This is a genomic window from Mesorhizobium sp. L48C026A00, from assembly GCF_000502375.1.
GTDB lineage: Bacteria > Pseudomonadota > Alphaproteobacteria > Rhizobiales > Rhizobiaceae > Mesorhizobium > Mesorhizobium muleiense.
This window is the reverse complement of record NZ_AYWU01000009.1, coordinates 226,139-239,768: the sequence shown is the minus strand read 5'-3', so window position 1 is coordinate 239,768 and position 13,630 is coordinate 226,139. Positions and strand designations below refer to the sequence as shown.

Annotated in this window: 12 protein-coding genes; 8 read left to right on the top strand and 4 right to left on the bottom strand. The window is 62.5% G+C overall.

The window, feature by feature from the left end:
• Positions 1-144: 144 nt before the first annotated feature.
• Together X738_RS89700 and X738_RS60130 are read left to right on the top strand one after the other, a co-directional pair.
• Positions 145-804: a BBE domain-containing protein gene (locus X738_RS89700; RefSeq protein WP_441295548.1), complete on the top strand. Its 660-nt coding sequence runs from the start codon at positions 145-147 to the stop codon at positions 802-804.
• A gap of 712 nt (positions 805-1,516) precedes the next feature.
• Positions 1,517-1,786 (top strand): hypothetical protein, encoded by a 270-nt coding sequence (locus X738_RS60130; RefSeq protein WP_023799715.1) that lies wholly within the window; start codon positions 1,517-1,519, stop codon positions 1,784-1,786.
• 196 nt (positions 1,787-1,982) lie between these two features.
• Here the strand turns inward: X738_RS60130 and X738_RS60125 are convergent, their stop codons facing one another.
• On the bottom strand, positions 1,983-3,692 hold the full coding sequence (locus X738_RS60125; RefSeq protein ID WP_023799714.1) for an ABC transporter ATP-binding protein: 1,710 nt from the start codon (positions 3,690-3,692) through the stop codon (positions 1,983-1,985).
• A gap of 160 nt (positions 3,693-3,852) precedes the next feature.
• On the opposite strand from X738_RS60125, the gene X738_RS60120 reads away from it, so the two are divergent.
• The 6 genes from X738_RS60120 (at position 3,853) to X738_RS60095 (ending at position 10,028) form a co-directional block, all read left to right on the top strand.
• Complete coding sequence (locus X738_RS60120; RefSeq protein WP_023799713.1) at positions 3,853-4,137, top strand: DUF2218 domain-containing protein; 285 nt, start codon at positions 3,853-3,855, stop codon at positions 4,135-4,137.
• Positions 4,138-4,428: 291 nt separating this feature from the next.
• Entirely contained in the window at positions 4,429-5,049 is a 621-nt protein-coding gene (locus tag X738_RS60115) for a siderophore ABC transporter substrate-binding protein (protein WP_306454960.1), read from the top strand.
• Positions 5,046-6,026 (top strand): ABC transporter permease, encoded by a 981-nt coding sequence (locus tag X738_RS60110; protein WP_023799710.1) that lies wholly within the window; start codon positions 5,046-5,048, stop codon positions 6,024-6,026. Before X738_RS60115 ends, X738_RS60110 begins: the two co-directional genes overlap by 4 nt.
• Positions 6,019-6,993: an iron chelate uptake ABC transporter family permease subunit gene (locus tag X738_RS60105; protein WP_023799709.1), complete on the top strand. Its 975-nt coding sequence runs from the start codon at positions 6,019-6,021 to the stop codon at positions 6,991-6,993. The genes X738_RS60110 and X738_RS60105 overlap by 8 nt, the downstream gene beginning before the upstream one ends.
• Positions 6,990-7,748 carry an iron ABC transporter ATP-binding protein gene (locus X738_RS60100; RefSeq protein ID WP_023799708.1) on the top strand — a complete coding sequence of 253 codons (759 nt, stop codon included), beginning with the start codon at positions 6,990-6,992 and terminating at the stop codon, positions 7,746-7,748. Before X738_RS60105 ends, X738_RS60100 begins: the two co-directional genes overlap by 4 nt.
• A gap of 186 nt (positions 7,749-7,934) precedes the next feature.
• A complete protein-coding gene (locus X738_RS60095) occupies positions 7,935-10,028 on the top strand; it encodes a TonB-dependent receptor domain-containing protein (RefSeq protein WP_023799707.1) in 2,094 nt (697 codons plus the stop codon).
• Positions 10,029-10,169: 141 nt separating this feature from the next.
• On the opposite strand, the gene X738_RS60090 is transcribed toward X738_RS60095, so the two are convergent.
• Genes X738_RS60090 through X738_RS60080 form a run of 3 tightly spaced genes read right to left on the bottom strand, consistent with a single transcriptional unit; the run spans position 10,170 to position 13,626 of the window.
• Positions 10,170-11,015: a sugar phosphate isomerase/epimerase family protein gene (locus X738_RS60090; RefSeq protein WP_023799706.1), complete on the bottom strand. Its 846-nt coding sequence runs from the start codon at positions 11,013-11,015 to the stop codon at positions 10,170-10,172.
• Positions 11,012-12,355, bottom strand: coding sequence for a DUF6005 family protein (locus X738_RS60085; protein ID WP_023799705.1), 1,344 nt, complete (start codon positions 12,353-12,355; stop codon positions 11,012-11,014). The genes X738_RS60090 and X738_RS60085 overlap by 4 nt, the downstream gene beginning before the upstream one ends.
• On the bottom strand, positions 12,355-13,626 hold the full coding sequence (locus tag X738_RS60080) for an AMP-binding protein (RefSeq protein WP_023799704.1): 1,272 nt from the start codon (positions 13,624-13,626) through the stop codon (positions 12,355-12,357). Before X738_RS60080 ends, X738_RS60085 begins: the two co-directional genes overlap by 1 nt.
• Between the last annotated feature and the right edge of the window lie 4 nt (positions 13,627-13,630).

Below are 13,630 nucleotides of genomic sequence, written 5' to 3'. Positions count from 1 at the left end.
TTCGGCGTCGTGACGCGCTTCACATTTCAGGCGCATCCGGCGAAGGATGTCTATGCCGGGCCGATCTTCTTCGACATCGCACATGCCGCAGAGATCATGCGCTGGTACCGTGACTTCCTGCCCGGAGCGCAGCGAGAGCTCGGGATGTTCTTCGGCATCAAGACGGTGCCCTCCTGCGACCCTTTCCCGCGCGAGATCTGGGGAAGGCGCGTCTGCGCGTTGATCAGTTGCTACAATGGCGCTGAGGAGGACGGCGTCCGGGCGATGCGGCCCGTGCGCGACGCGCTTCCCAGGCCTCTGATGGACGGTATGATGCAGATGCCCTTCGTCGATCTGCAGGCGTTGTTTGATCCGCTGCTGCCGAAGGGCTTGCAGTGGTACTGGAAGGGCGATTATGTCGACGAGCTGTCCGATGCGGCCATCGCAGCCCATGCCGAGCACGGCTCGAAGACCCCGAGCGAGCTGTCGCTGATGCATCTCTACCCCATCGACGGAGCGGCCCAGGAAGTGGCTCCGGACGCTACCGCCTGGGGAGCGCGGCGAGCGCGCTGGTCCATGGTTATCGCCGGCATCGACCCCGACCCGACGAAGGCGCCCGCACTGAGGCGCTGGGCAAGCGAGTATTGGGCCGCGGTGCACAAGCACAACCCGCATGGTGGCGCCTATATCAACTTCATGATGGATGATGAAGGCGAGGCGCGTGTACGCGCCGCCTACGGCGCCAACTATGAGCGGCTCGTCGCGGCCAAGCGCCAATACGATCCGGCGAACCTCTTCCGCGTCAACCACAACATCCGGCCGTAAGCCGAGGCTGAGCCTGTCTGTCCTTAGGTCGAGCCGAGGCGGACAGGCCTGTGGCATGCGCAAGCCGGTGTCGCGCCATCGAGGACGATCATCCACAAAATGCGTCCCGCCCGTCGCGCGTGCCTCTGAAGCAAACGAAACACTCCCACCGCGATGCAGAAAAACGCCTGAAACGAAAGCGGTGTATGACAATAAGATCCGAAGACGGGGAAGAATAAACGGACGAAACGAAAATATCCAGAGCCTAAGACAGAACATCTAGTCTTGGCGAGGGTCGACGTTTTTTGCTCCGAAACCTGAGGTTCAAAATGCATAGGCCAGTTGCTTCATACGATTTCCCCGACCGGCTCCGCGCGAGCCTTGTTGGCAAAAACCACCCGGGCCATGAAGCGGCTCGCCGGCTCTTGCAACGCCATGATCGACAAGGGGCAGACGTCAACCCCGCTACGCGACGGCTGATCGGCAACAGCCGCCATTCGTACGGCCGCGCTGACACTGCCGATTGGTGATGATCTCGGCTGCCATTGAGCAGCCCACCGAACAGCGCACGAACGCAACAAGAGACCGTGCGCTGAACAACCTGCCGCCGCACATCCAGGAGGATAGTGGTTGGTCGGTTTGCCCAAAGGGCATGAAAAGACGGCCTCATCGATGCGGTGCGGGGCACGGCGCGTTGAGGCCAAACGCTAACCCTCAAAAATGGAGAATTGAAATGCTCAAGATCGTTCTTGCCACTGCCACCTTGCTGTTTGCCTCCGGCATGGCTTTTGCCGGCAGCGACCACTATGGCTCCGACTACAGCCATGGCTCCTTCTATCCGAAGACCGGTGACCATTCGATGGTGTCCGACAACGGCTACGCGCTCGACCCGAGCGGCACAGCGAGTGTCGACACGACCGACAGCGCACCGACCTCGGCAGGAAAATCGATCTTCGATAAGCCCGCACCGGGTTACGGACAGGGGATGTGGGGGAGCCGATAACAGCGTTCGGCCACACGGTCGGGATTCGAGTTCCATGCGGCGGGCTCGCCCGCCGCTTGGAATCACCTCACGCCCAGCGGAGGGAAGATCCTTTTCGATCTCGTAGCGTGGGCTGGAGCGGCCTTGGTTGCGCAGCCCGATCGGGTGCGTTTCAGGAGAACTCTCCTCGGCCCGAGCTTTGCGAGCGGCATCTCATTTAATCTGAAGCCGCGCCCAGTCGTGAGTAAGCACCGCCACGCGCCACCAGTTCATCATGCGGACCTTGTTCGACGATGCCTGTATCGGCGACCACCACGATGCGATCGGCATTGCGGATCGTCGCCAGCCGGTGCGCGATCACCAGTGTCGTTCGGCCCTGCGCAAGCTCTGCCAGCGATTGCTGGATCTCGCGCTCGGTCTGCGTGTCGAGAGCCGACGTTGCCTCGTCCAGGATGAGGATGGTCGGGTTCTTCAGGAACATACGCGCGATTGCCAGGCGCTGCTTCTGACCGCCCGAAAGCTTTACGCCGCGCTCGCCGATGATCGTATCGAGGCCCTCCGGCAGCGAGGCGATGAGTTCGTCGAGGCGCGCACGGCGCGCCGCCTCGACGATCTCGCTCTCGACCGCGTCCAGCCGGCCATAGGCGATGTTCTCGCGGATCGTGCCGCCGAACAGGAACACGTCCTGCTGCACGATACCGATCTGGCCGCGTAACGAGGCCAGCGTCATATCGCGGATATCCAGACCGTCGATGGTGATGGCGCCGCTGTCGACCTCGTAAAAACGCGGCAGCAGCGAGCACAGGGTCGTCTTGCCGGCGCCGGATGGCCCGACGAAGGCGATGGTCTGTCCTGCTGCGATGTCGAGATCGATGTTCTTCAAGACCGGCCGTTCGCCGCTATAGCCGAAAGTGACATCCCGGTAGCTGATGTCACCTTTGAGCGTCGGTGCGTCAAATGCGCCGGGCCGATCCGCGATGTCCGGCTCAGTGTCGAGGAGGGCTGCATAGCGGCGAAATCCGGCGATGCCTTTCGGATAGGTTTCAATCACCGAATTGATCTTGTCGATCGGCCGGAAGAACACATTGACCAGGAGCAGGAAGCCAACGAAGCCGCCACTGGAAAGTTCGCCACGCAGCACGAGATAGCTTCCGGCGATCATCACCACCAGTTGGATCAACCGCATGCTCATGTAGCTCAGCGACGTGCTTGCGGCCATGATGCGATAGGCATCGAGCTTGGTTTTGCGGTAGCTGGCGTTGTCGCGCGCGAACAGGTTGCGCTCATGGTCTTCATTGGCGAAAGCCTGCACCACCCGCATGCCGCCGACATTCTCCTCGATGCGAACGTTGAAATCGCCGACCCGCCCGTAAAGCGCCTGCCAGTTGCGCGTCATGCGCGCGCCATAGCGGCTTGTCACCCAGGCGACCAGCGGCACAATTGCCGCCGTAATCAGCGCAAGCTGCGGATTGACCAGGAACATCAGCGCGAAGGCGCCGATGAACGTCATGATCGCGATGAACAGGTCTTCCGGGCCATGATGGGCAACCTCGCCGATTTCCTCCAGGTCCTTGGTGACCCGGGCGATGAGGTGACCGGTCTTGTGATTGTCGTAGAAGCGGAACGAGAGCTTCTGCAGGTGATCAAAACTCTTCCGGCGCATCTCGGTCTCGATGTTGATTCCGAGCATATGGCCCCAATAGACCACGACCGCCATCAGTCCGGTGTTCACCACGTAGATGGCAAGCAGGCCGGCCGACGCAGCAAGGATCAGCAGCCACTGCTGAGTCGGCAACAGCTCGTCGACAAACAGCTTGACGGCCATCGGAAACCCGAGTTCCAGCAGGCCAGACAAAACCGCGCAGCAGAAATCCAGGATGAACAGACCTCTCCAGGGGCGGTAGTAGGCGAAAAATCTGCGCAGCATGGGGACGCTTTTTCTGTTCGAAGGTCTGGCTTGCCAGGAGCATGGCTATGCGAGGGCTGTCGCTACAGGCATTTCTTGCGGCGACTGCTCAGCGGCGCCGACTTGTCCGAACGGATAGCTTACGATAAGTGGAGTGTAAACATCATATTATGAGGTCTCCATGCTGACTGCAACCACGCGCTGCGAAACGCCGAATGCGGGCAAATATCTCCAGCAGCTTTGCAAGCTTTTCGCGCACAAGGTCGAGGTCGATTATGACGATGGGCATGGGCAGTGCCGCTTCTCCTGCGGCACGGCTACAATGCATGCCGGACTCGAACGGCTGGACATAGTGGTGGAAGCGGCCGACACCACCGCGTTGACCGAGACCAAGCAGGTCATCGAATCGCATCTCGTCCGGTTCGCCTTCCGCGAAAATCTCCAGCCGCTGGCCTGGCGCGATTGAAGCGTCGTCTTCGCTGCGGAGCATGCTCATGAGATGGCTTAAGTCGGTCCTGGCCTTGCCGGCATTGGCGCTTTTCCTCGTTCAGGCGTTCGCAACCGAGATCGATACCGCGAACGGCCCGGTAACGGTCGGCAAGACGCCGCAAACGCTCGCGGTGTTCGACATTGCGGCGGTCGATACATTGAACAGCCTGGGCGTGAGGATCGCCGGCTTGCCCAATAAGCTTTACGTGCCCGAACTCGCCGGGTTGAAAGATCGGAAGAGCACACGTCTGAACTCCAGTCANGCGCGCTGGCGCCGGACCTGATCATTGTCGGCGGGCGCTCCTCGCCGCAACTGGCGGCGACCAGCCGGATTGCGCAGAGCATCGATATGACGATGAATGGCGATGATCTGTTCGCGCAGGCGAAGCAGCGCCTGATGGCCTATGGCGCTCTCGTCGGCAAGCCGGCCGAGGCGGCGGCGCTTGCTTCGGAACTCGATGAGGCGCTTTCGTCGACGCGTGCCGCCGTCAAGGGCAAGGGCACGGCACTGATCCTGATGACCAGCGGCCCGAAGGTGACCGCCTATGGCAAGGAGTCCCGCTTCGGTTGGCTGCATTCGGCGCTCCAGTTCACGCCGGCGGTCGAGGGTGTCGAGGCCGCCACCCACGGCGAAGCGATCTCCTTCGAGTTCCTCCGCGACGCCAATCCGGACTGGCTTATCGTGCTCGATCGCGCCGCGGCGATCGGCTCGGGGGAGCAGAACGCCAAAGCGACGCTCGACAATGAACTGGTGGCCGAAACCACGGCCTGGAAGAAGGGGCAGGTGGTCTACATGCCGGCTGCCGATTTCTACATCGCTGCAGGCGGCGTCCAGTCGACGAAGCGCGTGCTTGAGACCATTCGAGACGCTTTCTCGCGGACCCAATGACCGCCGGATCGCTTGGCTCTCAAGGCTTCGCTTGTCAGGCAATCGGCGCCGCAACCCTGCTGGCGCTGTTTGTGGCCAGTCTGTTCGTCGGCGTCAGCGAACTCGCCATAGGCAGTCTGGCCTCCGACCCGGAAGCCTTGCGGCTGATCATGATCAGCCGCTTGCCAAGGACGTTGGCGGCACTTCTGGCCGGCAGCGCCCTGGCCATCGCAGGGCTTGTTATCCAGACGCTTGCCCGCAACCGTTTCGTCGAGCCTTCGACGGCTGGAACCGCGCAATCGGCGGCACTCGGCATACTGGTGGTGACGCTGGTTTGGCCCGATGCATCGCTTGGATGGAAGGCAGCCGGCGCGGCGGTGACCGCTCTCGCCGGGACATCCGTTTTCCTCATGCTCGCGCATAGGTTGCCGCCGACACAACCTTTTCTCGTTCCGCTGTTCGGATTGGTCTATGGCGGCGTCATTGGCGCCGCCGCGATCTTTGCCGCTTGGCACCTGGACCTTCTGCAGTATCTCGAAGTGTGGATGACGGGCGAGTTTTCCGGCATCCTGCGCGGGCGCTATGAACTGTTGTGGGTCGCGGGCGCACTGGTCGTATTGGCCTGGTGGACGGCCGACCGCCTGACGATGCTTTCGCTGGGCAGGGACGTCAGCATAGGGCTCGGCCTGAATTATGCCGCTATGCTTCGGCTCGGCCTGGTCATCGTCTCGGCCATCACCGCGCTGACCGTGGTCGTCGTCGGAACGGTCCCGTTCGTCGGCCTTGTCGCGCCCAACGTGGTATCGCGCTTCGCCGGCGAGAACCTGCGCCACACCTTGCCATGGGTCGCCGGCGGTGGCGCGGCGCTGGTGCTTGCCTGCGATATCATCGGCAGGCTCATCCGTTTCCCCTACGAGGTTCCGGTCGGCACGATCCTCGGCGTCGTCGGGGCGGTACTGTTCCTAGTCCTGCTGCTTGGCCGAAACAGCAATGACTGAAGTTTTGATGCAACGCGCCCTGCTGCGGCACGAGGGCCGCCTCGCGATGATGGCGGTGGTCGCAGTGCTGGTCGGCGTGGCGTTCATGACTATAGGCCTGCGTGGCAATCTCGCCTTCGTGGTCGAATTGCGCGCAGCGCGGTTGGCGGCGATGGTTCTGGTCGGCGTGGCGGTGGCGGTTTCGACGGTCGTGTTCCAGACCGTTTGCGCCAACCGCATCATCACGCCATCGATCATGGGCCTGGATGCGCTCTACGTCTTCTGCCAGACGGCGCTGGTTTTTGCGCTGAGCGGTTTCGGCGTTGCCGGCATCGATCCGCGCCTGCACTTCCTCGGCAATTTCACGGCAATGACCAGCCTCGCACTGGCGCTGTTCCTGCCGATGCTTCGCCAGCGGTTCGACCTGACGCTGATGCTGCTGACTGGCGTCGTGCTGGGCGTGCTGTTCCGATCGCTGACGACGTTGCTGGCGCGGCTGCTGGATCCGAACGATTTCGCCGTACTGCAGGGTACGGTCTTCGCCAGCTTCAATGCGGTGGAACCCGATCTCCTGCTGTTGGCCGGCCTGATCACCGTGGTGGGTGTCGCCATCGCCTGGCGGGCGCGACATGTTCTCGATGTGCTCGCGCTGGGCACCGACACAGCCATCGGGCTCGGCGTGGCGTGGCGCGGCACGGCTGCCGGGCTGCTGGTTGTTGTCGCCGCGCTCGTGTCGGCGTCGACGGCGCTGGTTGGACCGATGGCGTTTCTGGGGCTCCTGGTGGTTTCGCTCACTGGGCGCATCGTCGGCACCGACCGGCACGCCATCCTTCTGCCGGCAGCCGCGCTCACGGCGATAATCGTGCTCGTCGGCGGCCAGACAATCCTCCAGCATGCTCTGGGCGGGGAAGGCAGCCTCGGCATCGTCGTGGAATTCGTCGGCGGCATCGTGTTCCTCGCCATTCTGTTTGCCGGGGGCCGGCAATGATCGAGATTGCTGGCGTCTCCCTGGCTCTTGGCGGCAGCCGCATTCTGGATAATGTCAGCCTGACCGTGCCGAAGGGCGGCGTCACGGCGCTTGTCGGACCGAATGGCGCCGGCAAGTCCAGCCTGTTGTCGTTGATCGCCCGCCTGCGACCCCTGCAAAGCGGCCGCATCACAGTCGACGGGCTGCCGGTCGATACGACGCCGAGCCGGCAGTTGGCCAGGATCATGGCCATTCTGCGACAGGATCCCGGCGTCGCAAGCCGCCTGCGTGTCGCCGAACTGGTGGGGTTCGGTCGTTTCCCGCACAACCGCGGGCGGCTGACCGCGAAAGACCGCGAAATCATTGCGGCGTCGCTCGAACAGTTCGATCTCAGCGACCTGGCGCTGCGCTTTATCGACACCTTGTCAGGCGGGCAACGGCAGCGCGCCCTCGTCGCCATGACCTTCTGCCAGGGGACGGATTACATCCTTCTCGACGAGCCGCTGAACAGCCTCGACATGTTTCATGCAAGAAACCTGATGCGGACGCTGAGACGAATCGCCGACGAGCACGGCAAGACGGTGCTCATCGTGCTCCACGACATCAATCATGCAGCCTCGTACGCCGACCGCATCGTCGCGATGAAGGACGGCGCCGTTATCGCATCGGGCGAAACCGGCGACATCATCCGGCCGGATATACTGGAGAGCATTTTTGGCTTCTCGATGCGGGTCGAAAACATCGCCGGTCGGCTGACCGTCCTGCATCACGCCTGAGAATCTGCACCACGCTGAGAATGCTTCCGCGACTGCAGCGCTCGAAGAGCGCAGCAGTTACAACGGCTTGCATAACTGGATTGTTATTATCAAGTTTATTGCCGCAGCGCAACCGATGGGTTATGGCAGTCCCAACAGGCGCGGTTCGCGCCAGCCGGGACTACCGTATTCGAGGGGATTTAGCCGATGTCATCAGATCTGTTGCGAGCGCTGACCGTCAGCACCGCGATGTCTATTTTCTTGTGTCCCGAAGCGCTGGCGCAGTCTGCCCCCGCCCCGGAAGCGGAAGCCGGGACGACCACGTCCGAAGAAAATGAAGAAGCCCAGGCTCCGGCCGGGGGCACGCAACTCGACACCATTCTCGTCGTCGACGTCGGGGCGGGCGCCAACGCGACGGCCGGCGCCAACCTGATCACCATCGACCAGCAGGAGATCGACCGCAAGAAACCGCAGGATTTGAGGGAGGTGTTCTCCGGTGAGCCGCAGATCGCCGTCGGCGGCGCGATCCCCAGCACGCAGAAGATCTACGTCAACGGTGTCGATGAGAACAATCTGGCCGTGACCGTCGACGGGTCGCGACAGAACAACAAGGTGTTCCACCACAACGGCACCTATCTGCTCGACCCGGCACTTCTAAAGGCCGCGTCGGTGCAGGCAGGCGTCGCGCCGGCCGACGCCGGTCCGGGCGCGCTCGCGGGCTCGCTTGGATTCGAGACCAAGGATGCGGTCGATCTGCTCGAACCCGGCCGCAATTTTGGCGGTTTCGTCACCGGCATATGGGACACCAACAGCGAGACGTTCACCACCGGGGTGAGCGGCTTCGGCCAGCAGGACGGCTTCGAGTATCTCGGCTACATCAATTACGGCCGTGGCGGCAATTTTACCGCCGGCAACGGCCAGGAGATGCCGGGGACCGGAACCGATCTGATCAGCGGGTTAGCCAAGATCGCCTATGAGAGCGTCGAGGGCCATCGTTTCGAGCTCAGCCACGAGCAGGTCCGCGACGATGCGCTGCGCCCCTATCGCGCCAACGTCTATATCGACCGAGGCGCCGAGCCTGAACTCCGGAACTATGATCTGCGACGCCAGAACACGGTCTTTACCTATACGGATACGTCGCCGGAAGGCTGGTGGGACCCCAAGATCGTACTCGCTTACAGCCGCACCCAGATCGGGACACTGGAAACGGATCGCACCGACGCCAATATCGTGTCGCCGACCGACGGCGCGACCAGCAGCTTCAACGGCAAGGTGGAGAACCGCTTCGCGCTCGACATCGGCAGCGTCACTGCCGGCTTCGATTTCTACAACGACAGGGCGGACCTGGATTATCTCAACTCGACCGAGCCGTTCTTCACGGACGAGCGCGCCACCAATATCGGCGCCTATGCCCAGGCGCGCCTGGAGCCTTTCGACCGCACCAGGATTTCCTTCGGCGGGCGCGCCGATCACCAATGGTTCACCGGCGTAGACGACTCGGACTGGAACAACGCCGGTATCAGCGGCAACATTTCGGGCGAGTATGACCTTATGCCGGAGTTCCTGACGGTAAAGGCTGGGACCTCGCATGTCTGGGGCGGCGTTCCGTTGGCGGAAAACTACCTGCAGAACCCGCTGTGGACCTATGGCGACGGCCCGGAGCCGGTGACGTCAAACAACTATACGGCCGGTCTGGAGGCGCGCTACAACGGTTTCACCTTCGAGGCGAACGTGTTTCGCACCGACATCAACGACGCGCGCCTGCCGGTGTTCGGACGTGGCGCGCCAGTACCTGCCTTCACATCGATCCGAACGCTCGATCTCGTTTCCAAGGGTTGGGAGATCGGCGGCCGCTATGATTGGGAGGCCGGCTTTGTCAGTGTGAAATATGCCGACATCAATGCCGACGTCGACGGCAAGCCGGCCGATACCGAGATCGGCCGCTATTTGACGACGCCTCTCGGCCAGATCGTGATGATCGGCGCCGGCTACACATTCGACGATTGGGGCGTCAAAGTCGGTGGCGACATCGAAATCGCCTTGAAGACCGACAGGACCCTGGTGCGGCATCCAACCGACCCGGCAAGCGAGAAGAAGGAACTGCCGGGCTATGAGGTGGTGAATGCCTATGTCGAGTGGACGCCGCCTTCGAAGCCGAACTTCACGCTGCGCGCCGACGCGCTCAACATTTTTGACGAGGCCTATACCGACCGCGCGGCCTACGGGCAGGATTTCGACGGGGTGGCGCCGCACTTTGATCCCGGCCGCTCGTTCCGGCTGAGCGCCACCGCGCGCTTCTGATCCTTGGCAAAACGCCGGCCTCGGCAATCGCCCAGCCGGCTGCAAAAACGATGTCTGCGTTGGCGCCTTCGGAACGGATCGTGCGCCAAAGTGCTACAGCGCCCTTTCGGCATCCATTAGGACGCGCGGCGCTGTCGATGCTCAAGCGACGCCGGCGCGAACCGGTGCTTCGCGGTCCGCCCGTAGCAGGCGCATGTTGCGGGCGTCGTTGGCGAGTATGTTGAAGCAGTCGCCGCCGAACCATTCCAGCGAGGCATCCACCTCCTCGCGCTCGAACAATTCGTCGAGGAATTGCAAATAATCCACCGCGCCGTCGAAAAGCGCGGTCATGCCCGTCCGCTTTCCGGACGCGGCATAGACGTTTGCCGGCTCGAAGACGGCGAGGTCGGCACGCGAGCGGACATTCTTCAGATGATAGTGCCGGATATGCGGCAACAGGGCGCGATGCGCGGCGACCGGATCGGCGCCGCCTTCCCAGACGTGCAAGGTGTCGAAATTGATGCCCAGCGCCGGATGGTCGACCTCCTCGAGCAGGCGCTGCGTCGACGACAGCGTATCGGCAAGCGTTCCCGGATGTGTCTCCACCAGTAGCTGGCAGCCCTGGTCCTGCGCCATCATGCAGGCGTCCTTGAGCCGCGCCGACAGTCGCCAGCGCGCTTCGGGCGAGGTGTCCCGGCTTGCCGACTTGCCGGCGAACGTGCGCACCTTGCGGGCGCCCCAGCGGCCGGCTAGGCGGCAGAGGTTCGACGTGGCGTGACGCAGCGACGCCAGATCCTCATCGAGAGGCAGATAGTCGTTGAGCATCGGCACCGAAAGGCCGAACGCCGCCATCCAGTCGGCGTTGCGCTCGGTTATATGCTGCATGTTGCGCGCGTGTGCGCCCCAGAGCTCGATGCCTTGGAAATCGTTCGCCGCCGCCCATCGCGCGATGTCCTCCAGCGACAGCAGATGATGGCGGAAGGTGATCGTGCAGAGCGACAGCCTCATGCGACGGCGTCCTCGACATCGAGGCGCGGCGCGTGCAGGAGGCCGCGCGTGTCGCACCACACCCGATAGGTTTGGGCAAGGCGGCGCTTCAGCGAGCGCTCCATCGCGTCCAGCATATCGAGTTTCTCGAACACCCGCGACGCCAGGGCTTCGTCGCCTGTCTGGCTGAGTTTCATGATGGCGTAGTGAAGCGTCTTGAATTCCTGGATCAGAGATTCGATGTCGTCGCAGATCGGGTCGAACTCGGCGTTGGAAAGCTGCAGCGATCGCCAGAAAAAGGCGAAGCCGTGCTCCAGCGCGTATTTGCGGATCGAGATGACCGGCAGCTCGCGCAGCGCCATCGACAAATCGGGCAGTTTCACGCCGTCGCGGCCTTCCAGATGCGCCCGAACGACTTCGCGCGTTGCGCGCGTCAGCAGATTGTCGTCTTCATGGAAACAGGCAAGGAAATAGTCGCGCAGATCGACGGCGGACGGTTTCCTGATGTCGGCAGCGTCGAAAATGAAGCCGCCGGCAACGGTCGGCTGCATGATCGCATTGATGACTTTCTGCTTCTCGATCCTGCCTTCCCAGCGGAAATCCGGATCTAGAACCATCCATACTGCGGGATCCTCGGTGTGTTCCAACATCAGATAATGCGGGAACGGGTTCTGGTTGAACTTGTTCTCGCGCTCCGGCAGATGGAAGAGATCGAGCATGACCATCAGGTACTCGCTCTGCTTCTTGCGCTCCAGAAGCTCCAGCATCGTCGCCAGGTTCTCCACCTTGGCGGCGTCCGGCCGATACCATTGGCGGACCTTGGCGCCATACAGGCGCTCGAACCAATCGCGGAAGAAGTCGTGGTTGATTTCAGGCGCGTGATACGCCAGCCGCCAGCTTTTATCGACGGCGAAACCCGCATCCCAGACGCCGAAGAAGAAAGGTCGATGATCGAGCTGCCTTTGCTTCACCGCGTGGCAGACATTGCTGACGAAGCAATGGACCTTGATGTCGACGAAGTCCTCGCCATGCACGCCGATCCGCTCAGCCGCTTCTCGTTCCGCGCGAGCGAGAACAAGTTCCTTAGCCGGCTTAACCAGTGGCTCATTGGATTCCGAGGCGTTGACGAACAGCCGCGCCAGATCGTCCACCGTATCCAGATCCTGACGGCTGATCACCTCCTCGGGAAGCGCGACACCGTGGTCGAGTTCAAGCGCCAGCATGAGTTCGAGAATGAGCACGGAATCGAGATACAGATCCTCGTTCAGCCTGGCTTGCGGTGCGAAGCTATCCATGTGCTGGTTGTCGAGCTTGTCGCGCAGGATCGTCCCCATCGCGTCGAGTATTTGATCGTAGGTCATCAGGCTGCCTCCGTCCGTACCGGCGCGGATTCGCCCGTGCCATAGCGCGCAGCCACGTCACGCCGGCTGATCTTGCCGTTCGTTTGGCGCGGGATCCGCTCCACCTGAACGATCTCGGTCGGCATCTGGTGTGCTGCAAGCCGCTCGGCGCACCATTGCCGAAGCTGCGCCCGGTCGACCGCATGTTCGGCGCTGAACAGAAGCGCGACGCGCTCGCCCGCGAATGCATCCTGCTTGCGGAACACGACCGCGTCGTCAATGCCGCCGAACGTCATGACCACGTCCTCGACTTCCTTCGGATAGACGTTGAGGCCAGAGACGTTGATCAGATCGTCGAGACGCGACAGGAAAACCAGCATCCCGTCGTCGCGGCGGTAGCCGAGGTCGCGCGTCTCGACGACCACGCCTTTGCGCTCGACGGCAATTTCCTTCGGCTCACTGGCCGTGCCGGCGTCGCGCAACGCGAAGCGCGGCAGCACATGGCCGATTTCATTAGCCGCCTGCACATCAGGGTTGATCGCTATGCACCCGGCTTCCGAGCAGCCGTACTGCTGGAACATGTATTTCGATTTGGCTCTGATCTGCCCGAACCAGGGGTCGGGCAAGAGGGTGCCGGATGTCATCGTAGCGTGGATCTGCTCGCCGGCCGGCAAGAGCCTGGCGAGCGTGTGAAGGATGGCCGGCGACGAGATCAGGTAGGGCCGCTCCGTTTCGCGCAGCTTGCGCAGCAGGAATTTTGGGTTCCCTGTGTCCAGTATGGCGGGCGACTGGCCGCGCTTCAGTGCCACCATTACGCCGCAGATCAAGCCATAGGAATGAGTGGTTGGGCCGGCGATCAACGGCGTCATGTCCTGTGGCTCGACAAACGCCGAGGTGTAGCTGTCGATCTCGTCGTCTATGTCGCTCCAGGCGCGCGCGATGCATTTCGGCTCGCCGGTCGTGCCGGAACTCATCTGCAGCAGCTGTCCAGCTTCGCTGGCGCGCTCCTCGCAGATCGGCTCGCCATCCAGCCGGTTGTAGAAAAGCCAGTTGCACTTCGCCGTCTCCGCCTGCCGGCGCGCCGCGGCATATGGCGTCGAGGGATGCAGCGGCAGCACGCTGGCGCCGGCCGCGCGCGCGGCAAAGAAGAACGCCAGCCAATCCTGCGCCTCGGAGAAACAGACCGCAAAACGGTCGCCTGCGCGCTTGTCGAGTTGCACCGCAGCCGCAATGCGGTGCGCCGCGTCGCGGAAATAGGCCTGATCAAAGACCGTGTCGTTGATTGCGATCATGTTT

What these genes read in the sequence shown, in the direction of transcription:
- X738_RS60085 (WP_023799705.1), bottom strand. Translation starts at nt 12,355, where the DNA reads ATGACCTACGATCAAATACTCGACGCGATGGGGACGATCCTGCGCGAC.
- X738_RS60125 (WP_023799714.1), bottom strand. Translation starts at nt 3,692, where the DNA reads ATGCTGCGCAGATTTTTCGCCTACTACCGCCCCTGGAGAGGTCTGTTC.
- X738_RS60080 (WP_023799704.1), bottom strand. Translation starts at nt 13,626, where the DNA reads ATGATCGCAATCAACGACACGGTCTTTGATCAGGCCTATTTCCGCGAC.
- X738_RS60130 (WP_023799715.1), top strand. Translation starts at nt 1,517, where the DNA reads ATGCTCAAGATCGTTCTTGCCACTGCCACCTTGCTGTTTGCCTCCGGC.
- X738_RS60110 (WP_023799710.1), top strand. Translation starts at nt 5,046, where the DNA reads ATGACCGCCGGATCGCTTGGCTCTCAAGGCTTCGCTTGTCAGGCAATC.
- X738_RS60105 (WP_023799709.1), top strand. Translation starts at nt 6,019, where the DNA reads ATGACTGAAGTTTTGATGCAACGCGCCCTGCTGCGGCACGAGGGCCGC.
- X738_RS60100 (WP_023799708.1), top strand. Translation starts at nt 6,990, where the DNA reads ATGATCGAGATTGCTGGCGTCTCCCTGGCTCTTGGCGGCAGCCGCATT.
- X738_RS60090 (WP_023799706.1), bottom strand. Translation starts at nt 11,015, where the DNA reads ATGAGGCTGTCGCTCTGCACGATCACCTTCCGCCATCATCTGCTGTCG.
- X738_RS60120 (WP_023799713.1), top strand. Translation starts at nt 3,853, where the DNA reads ATGCTGACTGCAACCACGCGCTGCGAAACGCCGAATGCGGGCAAATAT.
- X738_RS60095 (WP_023799707.1), top strand. Translation starts at nt 7,935, where the DNA reads ATGTCATCAGATCTGTTGCGAGCGCTGACCGTCAGCACCGCGATGTCT.
- X738_RS89700 (WP_441295548.1), top strand. Translation starts at nt 145, where the DNA reads ATGTTCTTCGGCATCAAGACGGTGCCCTCCTGCGACCCTTTCCCGCGC.